The organism is Gammaproteobacteria bacterium, assembly GCA_015709615.1.
In the GTDB taxonomy this organism is placed as follows: Bacteria; Pseudomonadota; Gammaproteobacteria; order Burkholderiales; family Nitrosomonadaceae; genus Nitrosomonas.
Map to the genome: position 1 here is coordinate 2739711 of CP054179.1, position 21346 is coordinate 2761056.

Annotated in this window: 18 protein-coding genes and 1 pseudogene; 11 read left to right on the forward strand and 8 right to left on the reverse strand. The window is 50.5% G+C overall.

Translation table 11 applies throughout. From position 1 onward, the window contains the following. Nucleotides 1-30: 30 nt before the first annotated feature. Nucleotides 31-894 carry a hypothetical protein gene (locus HRU77_12975; protein ID QOJ21510.1) on the reverse strand — a complete coding sequence of 288 codons (864 nt, stop codon included), beginning with the start codon at nucleotides 892-894 and terminating at the stop codon, nucleotides 31-33. Nucleotides 895-1331: 437 nt separating this feature from the next. Between HRU77_12975 and HRU77_12980 the strand changes: the two genes are divergently transcribed. After that, nucleotides 1332-2348, forward strand: a complete 1017-nt coding sequence (locus tag HRU77_12980) for a hypothetical protein (protein ID QOJ21511.1) — start codon at nucleotides 1332-1334, stop codon at nucleotides 2346-2348. Nucleotides 2349-2871: 523 nt separating this feature from the next. After that, a pseudogene (locus HRU77_12985) lies at nucleotides 2872-3681 on the forward strand (transposase family protein). On the opposite strand, the gene HRU77_12990 reads toward HRU77_12985, so the two are convergent. The 7 genes from HRU77_12990 to gyrA form a co-directional block, all read right to left on the reverse strand. Further along, nucleotides 3653-3943 carry a hypothetical protein gene (locus HRU77_12990; GenBank protein QOJ21512.1) on the reverse strand — a complete coding sequence of 97 codons (291 nt, stop codon included), beginning with the start codon at nucleotides 3941-3943 and terminating at the stop codon, nucleotides 3653-3655. The pseudogene HRU77_12985 and the gene HRU77_12990 overlap by 29 nt on opposite strands. 10 nt (nucleotides 3944-3953) lie before the next feature. Further along, entirely contained in the window at nucleotides 3954-4847 is an 894-nt protein-coding gene (locus HRU77_12995; protein ID QOJ21513.1) for a prephenate dehydrogenase/arogenate dehydrogenase family protein, read from the reverse strand. Between the two features lie 24 nt (nucleotides 4848-4871). Then, complete coding sequence (locus HRU77_13000) at nucleotides 4872-5990, reverse strand: histidinol-phosphate transaminase (protein QOJ21514.1); 1119 nt, start codon at nucleotides 5988-5990, stop codon at nucleotides 4872-4874. Nucleotides 5991-6076: 86 nt separating this feature from the next. Beyond that, nucleotides 6077-7147 carry a prephenate dehydratase gene (pheA, locus tag HRU77_13005; GenBank protein ID QOJ21515.1) on the reverse strand — a complete coding sequence of 357 codons (1071 nt, stop codon included), beginning with the start codon at nucleotides 7145-7147 and terminating at the stop codon, nucleotides 6077-6079. A 40-nt stretch (nucleotides 7148-7187) separates the two neighbouring features. Beyond that, nucleotides 7188-8378 (reverse strand): 3-phosphoglycerate dehydrogenase, encoded by a 1191-nt coding sequence (locus HRU77_13010; protein ID QOJ21516.1) that lies wholly within the window; start codon nucleotides 8376-8378, stop codon nucleotides 7188-7190. Then, entirely contained in the window at nucleotides 8371-9450 is a 1080-nt protein-coding gene (gene serC / locus HRU77_13015) for a 3-phosphoserine/phosphohydroxythreonine transaminase (GenBank protein QOJ21517.1), read from the reverse strand. The genes HRU77_13010 and serC overlap by 8 nt, the downstream gene beginning before the upstream one ends. Before the next feature lie 28 nt (nucleotides 9451-9478). Then, entirely contained in the window at nucleotides 9479-12037 is a 2559-nt protein-coding gene (gene gyrA / locus HRU77_13020) for a DNA gyrase subunit A (protein ID QOJ21518.1), read from the reverse strand. A 304-nt stretch (nucleotides 12038-12341) separates the two neighbouring features. Here gyrA and HRU77_13025 point away from each other — a divergent pair, with 304 nt between their 5' ends. From HRU77_13025 to rpsJ, 9 genes are all read left to right on the forward strand, one after another. After that, nucleotides 12342-13502, forward strand: a complete 1161-nt coding sequence (locus tag HRU77_13025; GenBank protein ID QOJ22181.1) for an aspartate aminotransferase family protein — start codon at nucleotides 12342-12344, stop codon at nucleotides 13500-13502. Between the two features lie 46 nt (nucleotides 13503-13548). Further along, on the forward strand, nucleotides 13549-14475 hold the full coding sequence (gene argF, locus HRU77_13030) for an ornithine carbamoyltransferase (protein ID QOJ21519.1): 927 nt from the start codon (nucleotides 13549-13551) through the stop codon (nucleotides 14473-14475). 69 nt (nucleotides 14476-14544) lie between these two features. Further along, nucleotides 14545-15765 carry an argininosuccinate synthase gene (locus HRU77_13035; GenBank protein ID QOJ21520.1) on the forward strand — a complete coding sequence of 407 codons (1221 nt, stop codon included), beginning with the start codon at nucleotides 14545-14547 and terminating at the stop codon, nucleotides 15763-15765. A 115-nt stretch (nucleotides 15766-15880) separates the two neighbouring features. Then, nucleotides 15881-16366: a YajQ family cyclic di-GMP-binding protein gene (locus HRU77_13040; GenBank protein QOJ21521.1), complete on the forward strand. Its 486-nt coding sequence runs from the start codon at nucleotides 15881-15883 to the stop codon at nucleotides 16364-16366. Between the two features lie 290 nt (nucleotides 16367-16656). Beyond that, the gene (gene rpsL / locus HRU77_13045; GenBank protein ID QOJ21522.1) at nucleotides 16657-17034 is read left to right on the forward strand and encodes a 30S ribosomal protein S12; all 378 of its coding nucleotides are present in this window, start codon (nucleotides 16657-16659) and stop codon (nucleotides 17032-17034) included. Between the two features lie 72 nt (nucleotides 17035-17106). Next, complete coding sequence (gene rpsG / locus HRU77_13050) at nucleotides 17107-17577, forward strand: 30S ribosomal protein S7 (GenBank protein ID QOJ21523.1); 471 nt, start codon at nucleotides 17107-17109, stop codon at nucleotides 17575-17577. Nucleotides 17578-17645: 68 nt separating this feature from the next. Further along, complete coding sequence (fusA, locus tag HRU77_13055) at nucleotides 17646-19736, forward strand: elongation factor G (GenBank protein QOJ21524.1); 2091 nt, start codon at nucleotides 17646-17648, stop codon at nucleotides 19734-19736. 31 nt (nucleotides 19737-19767) lie between these two features. Further along, complete coding sequence (gene tuf, locus HRU77_13060) at nucleotides 19768-20958, forward strand: elongation factor Tu (protein QOJ21525.1); 1191 nt, start codon at nucleotides 19768-19770, stop codon at nucleotides 20956-20958. Between the two features lie 71 nt (nucleotides 20959-21029). Beyond that, on the forward strand, nucleotides 21030-21338 hold the full coding sequence (gene rpsJ, locus HRU77_13065; GenBank protein ID QOJ21526.1) for a 30S ribosomal protein S10: 309 nt from the start codon (nucleotides 21030-21032) through the stop codon (nucleotides 21336-21338). Nucleotides 21339-21346: the final 8 nt, after the last annotated feature.

Below are 21346 nucleotides of genomic sequence, written 5' to 3' on the forward strand. Positions count from 1 at the left end.
GATTGAATGAAATGTTTCCGTTGCATCGTGTTAATCCTGTTGAGTTGATTGCGCTGCGCAAAAATCGAAACACCACGGTGTAATTTGCAGATAACTGAGCACCGGATGGATATGGCAGGCGTACGATATGGCGGGATCGAGCAGGTGATTGCCCCACAGTAATCCGACAGCGCGCTGATACTGGTCGATCAGCAATGCGCCGGAATCGCCGTTGCGTGAGAACGGCCGCAGTACGCCTTTGTGATCGGGGGTGGCGCGGATTACCAATGTGTTATGGCAGCGCTCGCCGCTCACCGTTTCAACCGTGGCTTGGCTGTCGATGACTTTTCCCCACACCGTGTTATCCCGGCCTGACAAGCGCACTTTGAGTTCCCGTCCCGCGAAGGTATCGTGCGGATGCACTCTGGCCACTTTGCTGAAATGCTGTGTTTTGGTGTGAATTTGTTGCGGATTCTTGCTTTGCTTTAACAGCAACGCAGCAGTTGCGCAGTCGATGAAATAGGGCTTCTCGGCTTCTCCGGGGTAGGCATAGGAAAAATGCTCGCACAGTCCGGCATCATCGATTTTGGCAACGGCATTTAAGCGTGGCGCGTCAAACACGACTTGATCGCCGAGTTCTTCGTGATCCGGCTGGAAAATCATGTCGCCGCATTCAGCACCGTGAGCGAGCAAGACATGCCGGTTGGACACCAATACCAACGATTGCCAATCCGGTGCGCCGCGCTTGGCGGCAAGAAAACCCAATGTTCCCAATCCGAAATGGGTGTGGTGCGAACGGCTTGTGCTTTTTAAATTGCTGATCATCGCACCGGCTCGCGGCAATGCGGTTGTTGCGGATTGCCGGGCGATGCTTTCAGGATAACCTGCTAATTTGAAAGAGACATTTGTAGCCATAGTAACCGCCTATTAATAAAACCCGATGCACTGGGCGATGCGCCCGGTTTCGCTTGTCTTAGTAATTCAACTCATCGATTCGCGTTATCAAGGATGGACGAGAAACGATCAGATGCAGTGATGCTGGTACGACATTCACCAATTACCGGTGAATCCCGGTTGTTTCGTTTTAAATTTGACTGAACTTGCTGATCAGCGGAAAACTGCTGATTTGTTACCTGTTCCGGTGAAGGGTCTTTGGGCGGGTTGGTGTGAGACTAATAACGGGGTAACCCTTTATTATTATTTGATTCTTCTAATGTTATGGAAAAATCTTAACCCTGATATGAAATCGACTATACTGAAAAGCAAAAAAGCTGTCAAACAAAGTCATCAGTTTTTGATCCGATGTTTTCGATGCAAAATGACGCAAAACGACTAACTAGAATGGTGAAAATATGCTGAATTCCTCGATACTGGATATTGCCATGGGCATGGTGTTTCTGTTCGTGCTGATCAGTCTGCTGTGTTCCGCGATCAACGAGATGCTCGCGCAATTCTTGCGCTTGCGGGCAAAAAATCTCGAAGCGGGGCTGGGAAATCTGCTGCAATCGGGTGATGGCAACAAGCTGGCCGACGATCTTTATAAGCATCCGCTGATCAACGGACTTTCAAAGGAAGGGCAAAAACCATCGTATATTCCGCCGAAGAATTTTACCCTGGCATTGATGGACATCATGACCGGCAATACCGGAAAGCTGCCGGCCGACAACAAAGCGTTAATCGAGACGATCGAACAGCAAGGCTTGTATGCAAAAACCGAAGCGGGCCGGTCGATCCTCCTGTTATTGCATGAAGCCGGGGATGATGCCGAAAAAGCGCGCAAGAACTTGGAAGGCTGGTACAACGATGCGATGGATCGCGTGGGCGGCTGGTACAAACAGAAAACACAGATCGTCATTTTTGCCGTTGCGCTGATCGTATGTACTGCGCTGAACATCGATGCCATCAAAATTTCCCAAACTCTGTGGACCGATATCGCGCTCAGGCAAGCATTGGTTGAAGCGGTGTCATCGGCGGATATTGCCGGCTTGATGGCGCAGCAACCGGCGGAACAAAAACCGCCAGCAGACGGGGATGATAAATCGCCAGAGCTACCGGACAATCAAGTGGAAGCGGATACTGCCGCCACAAACGCTGCCGCGATCAAAAGGATTGAACAGTCCGCCCGAACTGCCGGTGCTTTGATCGGACAAATCAGAGAATTGCATCTGCCCATCGGCTGGAAGAAACCGGATGGACAATGGGCTGCCGAGGGATTCGGTTTCATGGAATGGCTGGTCAAAATCATGGGGATTCTGATCACGACTTTCGCCGGATCGCTCGGTGCGCCGTTTTGGTTTCAGCTGTTGAATAAGATTGTCGATTTGCGCGCGGCGGGTAAACAGCCTGGTAAATCTGGTGGGAGTAACTAAAAATAGTAGAGCTAAATTTCAAGAAGAATTAACAAAGATGGCGCATATATTTTGCTTATTGTTGCCATACAAACGCTGTACTTTATGCACTGATTTTTAGTTTATTTGTGGTTGATGAGTTTTTGATTGTTGCAGTACCATTCGGAGCCATATGGAAACCATCCTAACGGAATTCTGATATCTGCATTAGGATTGTGGAGGAATTGAATATGATTACGTTGTGGTAGATAAAAGGGATTCACATCAGACAAAAATATACCAGATATCCATTTATATTCTGGGTCATAGAAAATTCTTGTACTAATAGGATCATTCGGATATTTCTTACGATAGATAAATGGGAACGGAGATATAAGTGTTGAGCTACCTGAATATGCGATTCCTCCAAATCCGAGGCAGACATGACTCAGAGTTGGGGGATTCTCGTCAACGAAAATAAATGGAATATCACCGACATTGATAGCAAGGATATAGGGTGTAAGAATTTCTAGCGTTGTTTACAGTATTCAGGAGAATACTGTAGATGAACATACACAAACGCACTCGTTTAACATTATTGGATCGTCAGGAAATCTGGCGGCTGTATCAAACCCGGCTGTGGAAGGTAGTTCAGCTGGCAGAATACTTTCACGTCAGCCGGCCAACGATTTATGACGTACTGAAACGAGCCAGACTCCAGGAATTTACTCCGCGTAGCAGTACCAATCAGCGCTTCAAGACACTGCAGTATGGCCTCAAACGTTTGGCTAAAGTAGAGCAAACCATCCAGGAACGTCTCAAGCGCGAAGCGAAGCGCTATAACAAATCTTATCCGGGCGAGCTCGTTCACCTCGATACCAAGCGGCTTCCATTATTGAAAGGACAGTCTGCCAATAAACCTCGCGAGTACCTGTTTGTGGCCATCGATGATTTCTCCAGGGAATTGTATGCCGATATCTTCCCGATAAAACCCAGCATAGTGCAGCTTGCTTTCTCACAAGCACTGTTGCTCAATGTCCTTACCAGATCGACTATGCTTATTCTGACAACGGCAAAGAATTTAAAGGAACTGACGGCCATGCTTTTGTCAAAGCTTGCAGGCAGCACGGTATCGGTCAGAAGTTTACCCGTATCAATCGTCCGCAAACCAACGGTAAAGCTGAGCGGGTTATCCGCACCCTGATGGATATGTGGCACAGTAAGATTCACTTTAAAGACAGCGCCGATCGACGCATTCAGCTTCTCCGTTTCATTAACTTCTACAATACCGTTAAGCCTCAAGAGTTTGAATAATGCTACCCCTTATGAAATACTCAACGCTTATTTCAATCAACCTCTCTGTAAACAACCCTGAGATTTCTTACACCTGAATTTCTATTAAGAGTTAAACCAGCAGCAATAAATTTGACACCAAGCCAGAGCTCCCAATATCTCTGTAGGAAGTGACGTGAAAACTCACGCGAGAATTGGGGGTCTGCATATGGATGATAAGTTTTCCATAATTCAGATACATGTTCTTTGATGTCTGTGAAATCTGGATTATCTTGTACCGCCCGATAGAGAAAATCACAATTCATATATTCTTTTGAGAATAAATTAAGCTTGGCGTCGAACATTCTCGATCTTTTACGAATAAGTTTTCTTGTTCAACCAATCTTCCCGCATCTCCCGCGCCTGTAAAAACGCTTGCCCTAACCCTTCACCATCATGCTTTTCCAGCATTTCCCGCAGGCTGTTCAACTCATTCTGATAAGCCTTAATCTGTTCAAGCAACGCCTCTCGATTGGCCAGACAAATGTCGCGCCACATTTCCGGCGAGCTGCTGGCGATGCGGGTGAAGTCGCGGAAGCCGCTGCCGGCGAAGCGCAGCAGGCTTTCGGGATGACCGGTGCTGTGAAAGAGGTGATTCATCAGCGTGAACGCCAACAGGTGCGGTAGGTGGCTGGTCGCGGCGAGCACGCGGTCGTGCTCGTCCGCGGGCATCAGCGATACGTTGGCGCCACAGGCTTGCCATAATTGCTGCACCCGTTCGACAGCTTGCGTGCTGGTTTCCGGTAGCGGTGTCAGGATCACATGTTTGTGGGTATACAAATCCGCTTGCGCTGCTTGCACACCGCTGTGCTCGGCACCAGCGATCGGGTGGCCGGGAACGAAGTGGTGGCGGCTTTGCAGCGGCAGATAGTGGCGTGCGGCGGTGACGACATCCTGCTTGGTGCTGCCGGCGTCGGTGATGATCGTGTGGGCGTGCAGGTGTGGAGCAATGTGTTCCATGGTCGCAGCCGTCTGGCCGACCGGCATCGCCAGGAACAACAGATCGGCATTGTGCAGCGCCGCTGCGGTATCGCTGGCGATTTCGTCGATTACGCCCAACTCGATGGCGTGTTGCATGTTGGCCGGGCTGCGGCCGATACCGGTGATATGTTTGACCAGACCGGCTTTACGCAGCGCCAGCGCGAATGATCCGCCGATCAGACCGACGCCGATGATGACCAATTTATTCAGAGCCACGGTAGTTGTCATGGTTGTCGACGGAGTGGTGAAAGGTTAATCCAGCTCGCTCAAGGCGTGCTCGAGCGATTCGAGGAAGCGCCGGTTTTGCGCTTCCAGTCCGATGGTGACGCGCAGGTGATGCGGCATTTCGTAAATGCCCAGCGGGCGCACGATGACGCCTTGGCGCAGCAGGCTTTGATACACTTTCGGCGTGTTGGCGGCTTCGCCTTTGACGCGGAAGCTGATGAAATTGCCGTACGACGGAATGTATTCGATGCTCATTTTGCGGAAGCCGTCGGTCAGTTGCAGCATGCCGGCGCGGTTCAATGCGTACGAACGCTGCACGAACTCGGCGTCGTGCAACGCCGCCAGCGCACCGGCCAGGCCGATGCTGCTGACGTTGAACGGTTGCCGTGCGCGGTTCATCAGATTGGCGACATCGGGGCGCGTCAACCCGAAGCCGACGCGCACACCCGCCAAGCCGTACACTTTGGAAAACGTGCGCGTGATCAGTAAATTGGAAAATTGTTTCAGCCACTGGATACTGTCCGGCTTGTTCGCTTCCGGCAGGTATTCGTAATACGCTTCGTCCATGACCACCAGCACATCGCGCGATACCCGTTCCATGAAGCGCAGCAAGTCTTCTTCGCTCGATAAGGTACCGGTCGGGTTGTTGGGACTGGCGATAAAGACGACGCGCGTTTCCGGTGTGATGGCGTCGAGCATCGCGGGCAGGTCGTGACCGTAATCGTGCGCGGGAACCGCAATGCCGTTGGCGCCGATCATCTGCGTGACCAGCGGATACACGGCAAAAGCATGTTGCGAATACACCGCGCTGGCGCCCGGTTTCAGGAACACGCGCGCAGCCAGATCCAGCACGTCGTTGGAGCCGTTGCCCAAAACGATTTGCTCGGGATCGACGCCGTAGCGTTTCGACAACGCCGCTTTCAGTTCATAGCCGCTGCCATCCGGGTACAACGCGACGTCATGCAGCGTATTGATCATCGCGTCCAACGCCAGCGGGCTGGTGCCGAGCGGGTTCTCATTGGACGCCAGTTTAATGATGTACGACTCGTCCAGGCCGATTTCACGCGCCAGTTCCGAAATCGGTTTGCCGGGTTGGTAGGGTTGGATCGAGCGGATATATTCCGGAGCAAAATCACAAAGATTCATAAGATTTAGTATGGTTATTGATTAAAAGAACGGAAATGAAAAGTCGGATGAGTTCGATAGGCTCAAGATGACAGGGCAATCGGCGGTTACGATGCCGGGTACGACCCGAGGATTTTCATGAAAGCTGCTTTTTCACGTAACTCGGTCAATGCGGCTGCGACATTGCCGTCTTGCTGATGTCCTTCCAGATCGATAAAAAACACGTACTGCCATAACCCGGTGCGCGACGGGCGCGATTCCAGGCGGCTCATGCTGACGCCGTGTTGCGCCAGCGGTTCGAGCAGGGTGTAAATCGCACCGGAACGGTTACTGGTCGATACGATCAGCGAGGTTTTGTCTTTTCCCGAGACATCGACCGATTGTTTACCGATGACTAAAAATCGTGTGGTATTTTTCGGATCGTCCTCGATGTTTTCCGCGCAAATCGTCAGTTCGAATAATTCCGCCGCTCTTTTGCTTGCCACGGCTGCCGCTTGTTTGTCGGCGGCGGCCTGGCGTGCGGCTTCGGCGTTGCTGGCGGCATGGATCAGCGCGGAACTGGGCAAATGCGGCAAGTTGGCGGTGAGCCAATGATGACATTGCGCCAGCGATTGCGGATGCGAATAAATCCTGCTGATGTGCGTCAGATCGGTTTGCTGTGCCATCAAAAACTGATGCACCGGCAGCTGAATCTCGCCGCAAATGGTGAGCGGGGTTTGCAGCAGCAAATCCATGGTTCTGCCAACCGCGCCTTCGGAAGAATTTTCCACCGGCACCACGCCGTAATGGGCGGTATCCGACTCCACGGTACGGAACACATCGTCGATCGAGTCGCACGGCACTTCGCTGATCGCGTTGCCGAAGCGTTTCAGCGCCGCTTCCTCGGAGAAAGTGCCGTTCGGACCGAGAAATGCCACGCTCATCGGTTTTTCCAGCGCGCGGCACAGCGACATGATTTCGGTAAACAATTGCTGGATATGTTCATTGCTGATCGGGCCGGGGTTGTGTTGCCGCATGCGCGCCAGAATTTGCGCTTCGCGTTCAGGCCGGTAAATGATGCCGCTCTTTTTGATCTTGCCGACTTGTTGCGCCAACCCGGCGCGCCGGCTGATGAGTTGCAGCAATTGGTCGTCGATGGCGTCGATCTGATCGCGGAGTTGTTTGAGTTGTTCGGACATAGCTGACTAAGTGTTGGACAATACGGTCATTGCGCGGAGTTTACTGCGCAAACGGCAGGTAGCGCGCCATCAGCACGCCGCTGATCGATGAAATCTCGCGCAAAACCGGTGGCGGCACCGGACTGTCGGTATCCACCAGCGTATACGCCATTTCGCCGCGCGATTTGTTGATCATGGTATGAATGTTCAGTCCGGCTTTGGCCATGCTGGTCGAAATCTGCCCGAGAATGTTCGGCACGTTGGCGTTGGCGACGGCGACGCGGTAAGGTACTTCGCGTTCCATCTGTGTATCGGGAAAGTTGACGGTGTTGGCGATATTGCCGTTCTGCAGGAAATCGATCAACTGATCAACTACCATCACGGCGCAGTTGTCCTCCGCCTCAGAGGTCGATGCGCCGAGGTGCGGCAACGTGATCACGCCTTTCTGGTGTTGCAGTTTCTGGCTGGGGAAATCGCTGACGTAAGTTTTGATTTTATTGGCAGCGATGGCTCGCAGGATTGCATCTTCGTCGACGATCGCGGCGCGCGAAAAATTCAGCAGAGTCGCATGATGCTTCATCAACTGTATGTTGTTATCATTGATCAAATGCCGCGTCGAATCGAGCAGCGGCACGTGCACGCTGGCGAATTCGCTGTGGCGCAGCAGATCTTCCATGCTGTTGGCCTTTTTGACTTCCGCCGACAGGCTCCAGGCCGATTCGACGGTGATCTTCGGGTCGAAACCGATGACTTTCATGCCGAGCCGGATGGCCGAATTGGCTACCAAACGTCCGATTTCCCCCAAACCGATCACACCCAGCGTGCGCCCCGGCAATTCGATGCCGGAGAAGCGTTTTTTACCGTCTTCAGCTTGCTTGTTCAATGCCGCATCGTCGCCTTGCAGGCTGTCGGCGAATTGCAATGCCGGAACCAGATTGCGTGCAGCCAGAAACAAACTGGCCAGCACCAGTTCCTTGACGGCGTTGGCGTTGGCGCCGGGCGTATTGAAGACCGGCACGCCGCGCGCGTTCATGGCATCGACCGGAATATTATTGGTGCCCGCGCCGGCGCGGCCGATCGCTTTGACACTCGGCGGGATGATGTTGTTGAGCATATTGTGCGAGCGCACCAGGATGGCATCCGGTTCCTCGATGTCATGACCGACCTGATAATGATCGGCGGGAAAGCGGTTGAGTCCGTGCGCTGAGATCGCGTTGAGCGTCAGAATCTTGAAGATTTGTTGTTCAGGCATAGCGATTAGCAAACTCCTTCATGAACGCGACCAGTTTCGCGACACCTTCGAGCGGCATGGCATTGTAGATCGATGCGCGCATACCGCCGACTGAGCGATGGCCTTTCAGTTGCAATAAACCGTTTTGTTGCGCTTGCTTGAGAAATTCGCCGTCCAGCGCGGAATCTTTTAATGTGAACGGCACGTTCATGCGCGAACGGTCGGCTTTCGCCACCGGACAATGATAGAAGTCGGTGCTGTCGAGATAGTTGTACAGTAGATCCGCCTTGGCGATGTTGATTTTTTCCATCGCCGCCAATCCGCCTTGTTTCTTCAGCCAAGTGAGCACCAAACCGGTGATGTACATGGCATAAGTGGGCGGCGTGTTGTACATCGAATCGTTCTGGGCGTGAATCTGATAGTCGTACAAAGTCGGTGTGCCGGGCAGAGGTTTTCCCAACAAATCCTCGCGTACGATCACCAGCGTCAACCCGGCGGGGCCGAGATTCTTTTGCGCGCCGGCATAAATCAAGCCGAAACGGGTCACATCCAGCGGACGCGACAGGATGTCGGACGACATGTCGACGATCAGCGGAACATCCGTTTGAGGCACCCATTGAAATTCGACGCCGCCGATGGTCTCGTTGCTGGTGTAATGCACATACGCGGCTTGCGCGTTGAGGCGCCATTGTTCTTGCGGCGGCACGTAGGTGAAATTCGCGTCTGCGGATGACGCGGCGACATTGACGCTGCAATAGCGGCCGGCTTCTTCGATCGCTTTGGTTGACCATTGACCGGTGTTGATGTAGTCCGCTGTGGTTTTACCGCGCAGCAGATTCATCGGCACCATGGCAAATTGGCTGGAAGCGCCGCCTTGCAAGAACAGCACCTTGTAGTTTTGCGGAATCCCCGCCAGTTCGCGTAGATCGTTTTCCATTTGCGCCGCGATGGCCATGAATTCCTTGCCGCGATGACTCATTTCCATCACCGACATGCCACTGCCGTGCCAGTCCAGCATTTCGTCGCGTGCCTGTTGCAGCACTTCCTTGGGGAGCACTGCGGGTCCGGCGCTGAAATTATAGATCTGTTCCATTGCGTGTTTCCCGGTAGATTGTCAGCGCTTAGCCGTCGCTTTCGCTATCTTCGCTTTCCACGACGCGTTCCAGTCCGGCCAGTTTCTCACCCGGATCGAGGTTGATCAGGGTGACGCCTTGCGTGGCGCGGCTCATTTCGCGTACTTCGTTGACACGCGTGCGGATCATCACGCCGCCGGAAGTGATCAGCATGATTTCGTCATCCGGTTTGACCAGTTTCGCCGCGACCACCTTGCCGTTGCGCGAGCTGGTGATGATCGCGATCATGCCTTGCGTGCCACGGTTGTGGCGAGTGTATTCGCCGATTGGCGTACGTTTGCCGAAACCGTTTTCAGTGGCGGTGAGTACTGCCAGTTCTTCATTTTCAGCCACCAGCATCGAAATGACCTGCTGTCCCGGGCCGAGCTTCATGCCGCGCACGCCGCGCGCGGTACGCCCCATCGGCCGCACATCGTTTTCGTCGAAGCGCATGGCTTTGCCGTTGTCGGAGAACAGCATCACGTCGTGCTTGCCGTCGGTCAATTCGACGCCGATCAGATAATCACCTTCATCCAAACCGATGGCGATGATGCCGTTGTTGCGCGGACGGGAAAATTCCGACAGCGGTGTTTTCTTGACGGTGCCGAAAGCCGTCGCCATAAAGACAAAGTGATCGTCGTCGAAGGTCTTGACCGGCAGTATGGCGTTGATTTTTTCGCCTTCTTCGAGTTGCACCCAATTGATGATCGGTTTGCCGCGCGATTGCCGTCCACCTTGCGGCACTTCGTAGACCTTGATCCAGTAAACCCGTCCCAGGCTTGAGAAGCACAGGATGTAGTCGTGCGTGTTGGCGATGAACAATTTATCGATGAAGTCGTCTTCCTTGGTACTGGTCGCCAGCTTGCCGCGTCCGCCACGTTTTTGCGCGCGGTAATCGTCGAGCAATTGCGATTTGATATAACCGCTGTGCGAGAGCGTCACGACGACATCGGCGGGAGCGATCAAGTCTTCGATGCTTAAATTTTGCGCGTCGAGAACGATTTCACTGCGCCGTTTATCGCCGAATTGCTGCCGGATGGCGTCCAATTCTTCCGTGATGATGCGGGTAATGCGCTCCGGATTGGCCAGAATATCCAGATAGTCGATGATCTTGTCGATCACTTCCTTATATTCGTTGACGATTTTTTCCTGTTCCAAACCGGTCAAGCGTTGCAGGCGCAAATCCAGGATCGCTTGCGCCTGAGCGTCGGAGAGCCGGTAGCCTTGCGCTTGCAAACCAAAAGCGGTATCCAGACCTTCGGGGCGCAAGGCATTGGCATCGGCCAGCGCACGCTTCAGCATTTCTTCAACCAGATTGGAATGCCACGTTCTCGCCATCAAACCTTCTTTGGCGTCGGCCGGTGTCGGCGCGGCCTTGATCAATGCGATGATTTCATCGACGTTGGATAACGCAACCGCCAGACCTTCCAATAGATGACCGCGTTCGCGCGCTTTTTTCAGCTCGAATACCGTGCGCCGCGTGACGACTTCGCGGCGGTGGCGCAGGAAGGCATCGAGAATCTGTTTCAAGTTCAGCAGCCGCGGCTGGCCGTCGAGTAATGCCACCATGTTCATGCCGAAGGTATCCTGCATCTGGGTTTCTTTATACAGATTGTTCAGGATGACATCCGGCAGCTCGCCGCGCTTCAATTCGATGACAACGCGCATGCCGGATTTGTCGGATTCGTCGCGCAGATCGGAAATGCCTTCGACTTTCTTGTCGCGCACCAGTTCGCCGATGCGTATCAATAAATTAGCTTTGTTAACCTGGTACGGCAGTTCGTCGATGACGATGCATTGGCGGCTGCCTTTTTCCATATCCTCGAAATGCGTGCGTGCACGCATCACCACGCGGCCCCGGCCGGTGCGGTAACCGTCTCTGACGCCTTCGACGCCGTAAATGATGCCTGCGGTCGGGAAATCGGGCGCCGGGATAAGTTCGATCAGCTCATCGATGCTGATTTCCGGATTTTTAAGCAGCGCCAGGCAGGCATCGATCACTTCGCCTAAATTATGTGGCGGAATGTTGGTCGCCATGCCGACGGCGATGCCAGAAGAGCCGTTGATGAGCAGATTCGGGATTTTAGCGGGCAGAATTAGTGGTTCTTGTTCCGAACCGTCGTAGTTCGGGCCGAAGTCGACCGTTTCCTTGTCCAAATCGACCAGCAGCTCGTGCGCGATGCGCGACATGCGAATTTCGGTGTAACGCATGGCCGCGGCATTGTCGCCGTCGACAGAACCGAAGTTGCCTTGCCCGTCGATCAGCATGTAACGCAATGAGAAATCCTGCGCCATCCGGACGATGGTATCGTAGACCGCGGTATCGCCGTGCGGATGGTATTTACCGATGACGTCACCGACGATACGTGCGGATTTTTTGTACGGCCGGTTCCAGTCGTTGGACAGCTCGTGCATGGCAAATAACACGCGCCGGTGCACCGGCTTCAGACCATCCCGGACATCCGGCAGGGCACGGCCCACGATGACGCTCATGGCGTAATCAAGGTAGGAACGCCGCATTTCTTCTTCAAGACTGATCGGCAAAGTTTCCTTGGCGAACTGATTCATAGCTTATGATTTTGTGAGAAACAACGGGTTATGACGCAGAAATGTATCTTCTTGAAACCGGGTATCAGAAATTTATCAATCGGGCCATTCTAACATGCTGCCATCGTTTCTCGATTAACTTTGGGTTATGAACGGGTAAAAATTGCGCTGAATAAGGTTATACTCAAACAAAAAAGCTTGAAAAAGCAGATTAAATAGGTAAACATTACAACTTTTTCAAATTTTCCTTAGCTTACCTTACCGGGAGAAGCGCTGAATTGAATTTTCCATCTAAAAATGCGAGTGTGGTGCTGTGTCTAATTTGATGAATACCTATGCACGGTTGCCGGTTACTTTCGCCAAAGGCGAGGGCGTGTGGTTATGGGATGACCGGGGCGAGCGTTATCTGGATGCGTTATCCGGTGTTGCCGTGTGCGGATTGGGGCACTGCCATCCGAGATTGACCAAGGCGATTTGCGAACAAGCCGGGAAGTTGATTCATACGTCCAATCTTTTTCACATCGAAAAGCAGGAACGGCTGGCCGATCGTCTGACCGAGTTGTCTGGAATGGACAACGCATTTTTCTGCAATTCCGGCGCGGAAGCGAACGAAGCGGCAATCAAGCTGGCCCGGTTGCATGGGCATAACCGGGGAATATCGCTGCCGACGATCATTGTCATGGAGCGGTCATTTCATGGCCGTACCATGGCGACACTCACTGCCAGCGGAAACCGTAAAGTACAAGCCGGATTTGAACCATTGCTGTCCGGTTTTGTGCGTGTTCCCTATAACAATATGGAAGCGATTGCACAGGTTGCCGCCAATAATAAAGATGTCGTTGCAGTACTGGTGGAGCCCTTCCAGGGCGAAGGCGGGGTCAATATTCCTGAAGTGCATTATCTGCAGGAATTGCGCCATTTGTGTAATCAGAATGACTGGTTGTTGATGCTGGACGAGGTGCAATCCGGCATCGGGCGCAGTGGCAAATGGTTCGCGTTTCAGCATAGCCAGATCATGCCGGATGTCGTCACTCTGGCCAAGGGGCTGGGAGGTGGTGTGGCGATCGGTGCTTGCCTGGCGAAGGGCATAGCGGCCGAGGTTTTTAAGCCGGGCAATCATGCTTCTACGTTTGGCGGCAATCCTTTAGCCTGCGCCGCGGCGATCGAAACGCTGAATGTGATAGCCGATGAAGGTTTGCTCGATCATGCGACCGAGTTGGGCGATTTCATGCGCGAGCGGTTAAGAAATCAACTGGCAAATGTAGCGGGTGTCGTGCAAGTTCGTGGTCAGGGGCTGATCGTCGGCGTTGAGCTTTCCGTGCCTTGCGCTGAGTTGGTGAAAAAAGCCTTGGAGAAGAAATTACTGATTAATGTGACATCGGATAAAGTGATTCGTCTGCTTCCTGCGTTTGTAATGCAGCGCGACGAAGCTGAGCAAGTCGTGAATATCACGTGCTCACTGATAGAGGAGTTCTTGAATAGCTAAGCAGACGGCTCTGAATCTATATGGCTGATTGGCTATCTACCTTGTTATGCAAATAAAGCATTTTTTGCAATTCAATGATTTTAGCCGTGACGAATATGAGTATCTGTTCGCACGCGCTCGCTGGATAAAGCAAGAATTCAAACAATACCGGCAATACTGGCCGCTGACGGATCGCACGCTGGCGATGATATTCGATAAGAGTTCAACGCGCACACGTTTATCGTTTGAAGCCGGCATGCATCAATTAGGCGGTGCGGCCATTTATCTATCGACGCGCGATACCCAACTGGGGCGCGGGGAACCGGTCGAAGATGCGGCGCGAGTGATTTCCCGCATGGTCGATCTGGTCATGATCCGGACGTATCAACATGACATCGTCAGCCGTTTTGCGGAACACTCCCGGGTGCCCGTTATCAATGGATTAACCGATGAGTATCATCCCTGTCAGATTATGAGCGATATTTTTACCTATATCGAACACCGCGGTGGTATTGAAGGCAAAACCGTAGCTTGGATCGGCGATTCCAACAATATGTGCAATACCTGGCTGCAGGCAGCCGAAATTTTCAATTTCAAAGTGCATGTCTCGACGCCGCCAGGTTACGATATCGATCCTGATCGGATAGGACTTAAAAGCACCGCGCATTTTGAGAAATTCAAGAGTCCGCATCAAGCAGTGACCGGCGTGGATCTGGTGACAACGGATGTGTGGACCAGCATGGGATTCGAAGCCGAAGCGGAACAAAGAAAGAATGACTTTGCCGAGTTTTGTGTAGATCAGGAAATGATGGCGTTGGCAAAGCCGGATGCATTGTTCATGCATTGCTTGCCGGCGCATCGCGGTGAAGAGGTAAGCGCTGAAGTGCTGGAAGGACCACGATCGGTGGTGTGGGATGAAGCTGAGAACCGGCTGCATACGCAAAAAGCATTGATGGAATATTTGCTGCTTGGCAGAGTCAGCGCAGGTAGTTAAATCGGAAATTTGGGATTAATGAAGAGCGCAGTATCGTATGGCGCTCAGTAAACGAACCTATTGGGAACAATGAAAAAAATTAAAAAAGTGGTATTGGCATTTTCCGGAGGATTGGATACCTCTGTAATTCTGAAATGGTTGCAGGATACCTATCAATGCGAAGTTGTTACTTTTACCGCGGATATCGGGCAAGGCGAGGAAGTCGAGCCGGCGCGTGCGAAAGCAAAACAGTTCGGTATAAAGGAAATTTATATCGATGATCTGCGTGAGGAGTTTGTGCGCGATTTTGTGTTTCCCATGTTTCGCGCCAACACGATTTATGAAGGTGAATATTTGCTAGGTACCAGTATTGCTCGTCCGTTGATCGCCAAAAGGCAGATCGAGATTGCCAAGGAAACCGGTGCGGATGCGGTTTCTCACGGCGCAACCGGTAAAGGCAATGACCAAGTGCGTTTCGAGTTGGGTTATTACGCATTGCAGCCGGATATTCACGTGATCGCGCCGTGGCGCGAGTGGGATTTGACCTCTCGGGAAAAATTGCTGCAATACGCCGAGCGGCATGGCATTCCAGTCGAAATGAAAAAGAAAGCGGGATCGCCGTACAGCATGGATGCCAATCTGTTACATATTTCCTATGAAGGACGGATTCTGGAGGATCCCGCGGTGGAGCCGGAGGAATCCATGTGGCGCTGGAGCGTATCGCCGGAAAAAGCGCCGGACGAACCCGAGTATTTGGATTTAGAGTTTAAGTGCGGAGATGTGGTGGCACTGAACGGCACGGCATTATCACCGGCGAGTGTGCTGGAGAAACTTAATCAATTAGGCGGGAAGCATGGCATCGGCAGATTGGATTTGGTGGAGAATCGCTATGTCGGCATGAAATCGCGCGGCTGTTATGAAACGCCGGGTGGAACGATTCTGCTGCGAGCGCATCGTGCCATTGAGTCGATTACGCTGGACCGGGAAGTGGCGCATTTGAAGGATGATTTAATGCCGCGCTACGCCGCACTGATTTACAACGGTTATTGGTGGAGTCCGGAACGTAAGATGTTGCAGACGATGATCGATGCGAGTCAGGCAAAAGTAAACGGTTGGGTGAGACTGAAGTTATATAAAGGAAATGTCATTGTGGTCGGCCGAGATTCACCAACCGATTCCTTGTTTGATCCGACCATCGCAACGTTTGAAGACGACGCCGGTGCTTATAATCAAGGGGATGCGGCCGGATTCATCAAATTGAATGCTTTAAGAATGCGTATTGCAGCTAATGCCGGAAAAAAGAGAAAGTAACAGTTAATTTTTCGCCTGATTGATTTTGGCAGCTTGATCAAAATCACCGGTTTATCCCCGAATAACAAATTTGCAGGAAATTGCAGGTTTTATTGTTAGTACGAAGAGAGAAATAATGCCTTCATTTGATATTGTTTCGGAAGTTGATAAACAGGAAGTCAGAAATGCTGTCGATCAAGTCAACAAGGAAGTCGGTGCGCGATTTGATTTTAAAGGCTCCGATGCGAGAGTGGAGCAGTCAGATTATCAGCTGACGGTATTCGCGGATGACGAGTTTAAACTAGAGCAAATATTGGATATTCTCCGCACCCGATTGACCAAGCGTAATGTGGATGTGCGCTGCTTGGATAAAGGTCAGGTGGAGAAGATCAGTGGAAACAAAGTGAAGCAGCTGGTAACGGTCAAGATCGGATTGGAAACGGAGTTAGCAAAAAAAATCATTAAGCAGATTAAAGACAGCAAACTGAAAGCGCAAGCCAGTATCCAGGGTGATATGGTACGCGTGGCCGGCGCCAAAAAAGATGTACTGCAAGAGGTGATTCAGTTGATAAAAAAATCCATCGATAACTTTCCATTGCAATTTCAAAATTTCAGAGATTAACGGTGATGGAAAATATTCAACGGTAAGCCGGCAGAATTTGGTTTATAAGTTCTGGGAATAATCAAGATCGGATAGGTAAAGCAAATTGTCAGAATTTTAAAGGTTACCTATCTTAATGTTGACATAGTTTGATAAACACAATAGAATCCGCTCTCTTTTTTGCCGCATCTTGAGCTCAGATGAGATGCAGATAAATAAATGCCAATAAGAATTTTGGTTGGGTAATAAAATAAACCCCGCAAACAGATAAAGAACGGCAGTGAGCCGTTACAGTTTTTTAGGATACAGAAATGCCGACAATCAGTCAGTTAGTTCGAAAACCACGCGTTGCTAAGCGAGTGAAAAGCAATGTTCCAGCGCTTGAGAACAGTCCGCAAAAAAGGGGAGTGTGTACAAGGGTATATACAACTACACCTAAAAAGCCCAACTCGGCACTGCGAAAGGTGGCTAGGGTTAGGTTGACGAATGGATTTGAAGTGACAAGTTATATCGGTGGCGAGGGGCACAATCTTCAGGAGCACTCAGTGGTGCTGATACGTGGCGGTCGTGTCAAGGATTTGCCGGGTGTGCGTTATCATACCGTCAGGGGTAGTCTGGATACGGCTGGCGTTAAAGATCGTAAACAAGGGCGGTCAAAATACGGCTCGAAGAAACCAAAAACTGCTTGAAACATACTTTAATATTCACTGAATTAAAGAAGTTAGTGTTATAAAAATTTTGCGTAAGAAAGAGGTTACATAATGCCAAGACGTAGAGAAGTGCCAAAGCGTGAAATATTGCCTGATCCAAAGTATCACAATGTTGAATTGGCAAAATTTGTTAATGTGCTCATGACGCGTGGCAAAAAGTCTGTTGCGGAAAGAATTATTTATGGTGCGTTGGAGCACATAGGGAAAAAAACCGGAAGTGATCCTTTGGAGGTTTTTACGCAAGCTTTAACGAATGTTCGTCCAATTGTAGAGGTTAAAAGCCGTCGCGTTGGCGGGGCAAACTATCAAGTGCCGGTTGAAGTTCGCTCGGTGCGCCGGAATGCGCTAGCGATGCGTTGGTTAAGAGATGCGGCCAGAAAAAGAAGTGAGAAATCGATGGATGCCAGACTGGCGGGTGAGTTGGCAGAGGCTGCTGAGGGGCGCGGTGGTGCAGTAAAGAAACGAGAAGAGGTGCACAGAATGGCGGAATCCAATAAAGCATTCTCACATTTCAGATTTTAGTGAGTCGGGTTATTGGTGTGTCGGTGCAGAGTAAATTGTAAGTTGAACTAATCGTAAGGCATTAAACTGTGGCAAGAAAAACTCCAATAGAGCGTTATAGAAACATAGGTATTATGGCGCATATCGACGCTGGTAAGACAACGACCACCGAACGCGTTCTTTTTTATACGGGCGTATCACATAAGCTGGGCGAGGTTCATGATGGTGCGGCTACTATGGACTGGATGGAACAAGAGCAGGAAAGGGGCATCACGATTACGTCAGCAGCAACAACCTGTTTTTGGAGGGGGATGGGAGGCAACTATCCTGAGCATCGCATTAATATAATAGATACGCCCGGTCACGTTGATTTTACTATTGAAGTAGAGCGATCGTTGCGCGTGCTGGATGGCGCGTGTACTGTTTTTTGTGCCGTGGGCGGAGTGCAACCGCAAACCGAAACAGTGTGGAGGCAGGCCAATAAGTACAAGGTGCCACGTCTGGCCTTTGTGAACAAAATGGATCGGTCGGGTGCGAATTTTATGCGTGTCTATGAGCAAATTAGGGCTCGACTCAAAGCAATGCCAGTGCCAATACAGCTTCCAATTGGTGCGGAAGATAAATTCGAGGGTATCGTTGACTTGGTGAAAATGAAGGCTATTTACTGGGATGATGAAAGCCGAGGAATGAAATTCGAGGAACGCGATATACCGGAAAATTTGAAAGTGGATGCTCAGGCATGGCGCGAAAAAATGCTTGAATCAGCGGCCGAAGCAAACGAAGATCTAATGAATAAATATCTTGAAAACGGAGATTTGGAGATTTCTGAAATCAAGAGTGGTTTGCGGGCACGGACTATCAATAATGAAATAGTACCCATGATGTGCGGTACCGCCTTTAAAAATAAAGGTGTTCAAGCTATGCTGGATGCAGTCATAGATTACATGCCGTCACCGACAGATATAGTAGCGATACAAGGTGAAAATGAAAATGGTGAGGCGGATAAACGTGCAGCAGATGATGATGAGCCGTTCTCGGCGCTTGCTTTTAAGATTGCTACGGATCCCTATGTAGGGCAACTCATTTTCTTTAGAGTTTATTCCGGTGTTGTTGTGTCCGGAGATACTGTCTATAACCCAGTCAAAGGTAAAAAAGAAAGGATAGGCAGGATCTTGCAAATGCACGCCAATCAGCGTGAAGAGATAAAGGAAGTGCGAGCGGGGGATATTGCGGCGGCTGTGGGTTTAAAAGACGTGGTAACGGGGGACACTCTTTGTGATCCACAAAAAGTAATTACATTGGAGAGAATGGATTTTCCTGAGCCGGTGATTCATGTTGCTGTTGAGCCAAAAACTAAAATGGATCAGGAGAAAATGGGTATCGCGCTTAATAGATTGGCGCAAGAAGATCCTTCGTTTAGGGTGCGGACCGATGAAGAATCGGGTCAGACGATAATTTCTGGAATGGGTGAATTGCATTTAGAGATTATTGTTGATCGGATGAAACGTGAGTTTGGTGTAGAGGCTAACGTCGGCGCTCCGCAGGTTGCGTATCGCGAAGCTATAAGAAAGTCCGTAGAAATAGAAGGAAAGTTTGTTAAGCAATCAGGTGGGCGTGGTCAGTATGGTCATGTGTGGTTAAGAATGGAACCGAATGAGGCAGGTAAGGGATTTGAGTTTGTTGATGAGATAAAAGGTGGATCAGTGCCACGTGAATATATACCTGCGGTAGAAAAAGGATTGTTGGAAACGTTGCCTAGCGGGGTGTTGGCGGGATATCCCGTAGTGGATGTTAAGGTTACTCTTTTTGATGGTTCATATCATGATGTGGATTCAAATGAAAATGCATTCAAAATGGCCGCATCAATAGCATTTAAAGATGGTATGCGTAAAGCCAATCCGGTGCTATTGGAACCCATGATGGCGGTGGAGGTAGAGTCTCCTGAGGATTTTATGGGGAATGTGGTGGGAGATTTGTCATCAAGGCGAGGTATGATCCAGGGTATGGACGATGTACCAGGATTCAAAGTAATCCGGGCTGAGGTTCCACTGGCCGAGATGTTTGGTTATTCAACAGCTTTAAGGTCGGCCACACAGGGTAGAGCAACATATTCAATGGAGTTTAAACATTATTCCGAAGCTCCAAAGAATGTGGCAGATGCGATAATTAATAAAAAATAATCGAATTGTTGAGAGTGTAAAGGAACAGGACATGGCAAAGAGTAAATTTGAGCGGTCGAAGCCACACGTAAATGTTGGTACGATAGGACACGTTGACCACGGAAAGACGACGCTAACGGCGGCGATCACGACGATATTGACGAAGAAATTTGGCGGCGAAGCGAAGAGCTACGATCAGATTGACTCGGCACCGGAAGAACGTGCGCGTGGAATTACCATCAATACGGCGCATGTAGAATATGAGACAGCGAGTCGCCATTATGCGCATGTGGACTGTCCTGGGCACGCGGACTATGTGAAGAACATGATTACCGGTGCGGCGCAAATGGATGGAGCGATTCTGGTTGTGTCCGCAGCCGACGGACCGATGCCGCAAACGCGTGAGCATATATTGCTGGCGCGTCAAGTAGGTGTTCCGTACATTATCGTATACATGAACAAAGCGGATATGGTTGATGACGCCGAGTTGATTGAGTTGGTGGAGATGGAGATACGTGAACTGTTATCGAAGTACGATTTTCCAGGTGACGATACGCCAATCATTGTTGGCTCAGCGCTGAAAGCGTTAGAAGGAGACCAAAGCGATATCGGTGAACCTTCCATATTGAAACTGGCGGAAGCGCTGGATAGTTATATACCGCAACCGGAACGCGCGATTGACGGCGCATTCATTATGCCGGTTGAGGATGTGTTCTCGATTTCTGGCCGCGGAACGGTAGTAACCGGGCGTGTGGAAAGAGGTATTATCAAGGTAGGTGATGAAATTGAGATTGTTGGTCTCAAGCCCACACTGAAGACGGTTTGTACCGGCGTTGAAATGTTCCGCAAGTTACTGGATCAAGGTCAGGCTGGTGATAATGTGGGAATATTGTTACGGGGTACAAAACGGGAAGAGGTTGAGCGAGGTCAAGTGCTGGCAAAACCGGGCAGCATATCCCCTCACACCAAATTCACGGCAGAGATTTATGTGTTGAGTAAGGATGAAGGCGGAAGACATACACCTTTCTTTCCTGGCTATCGGCCGCAATTTTACTTTAGAACGACGGATGTTACGGGAGCGATAGAGTTGCCGGCGGGTACGGAGATGGTGATGCCTGGGGATAATGTATCGGTGACGGTGAATTTAATTGCGCCGATTGCGATGGAAGATGGGTTAAGGTTTGCGATACGTGAAGGCGGAAGAACGGTAGGTGCCGGTGTGGTCGCAAAAATTATTGAGTGATATTAAGAGGGCGATGAAGAGTTGAGTTCAATCAAACGATGATATTGAATTTATAAGCTCGGGAATAAAATATGCAGAATCAGAAAATTAGAATTCGTCTCAAAGCTTTCGATTATCGATTGATAGATAAGTCAGCGCTTGAAATAGTTGAAACAGCGAAAAGAACGGGCGCTGTGGTTAAAGGGCCTGTGCCGTTGCCTACACGAATAGAGCGCTTTGATGTGCTTCGATCGCCTCACGTAAATAAGACCTCTCGTGATCAATTCGAGATTAGAACGCACCTGAGATTAATGGATATTATTGACCCAACAGATAAAACGGTAGATGCCTTGATGAAATTGGATTTGCCGGCTGGTGTTGACGTTGAGATTAAATTATAGATTATTCT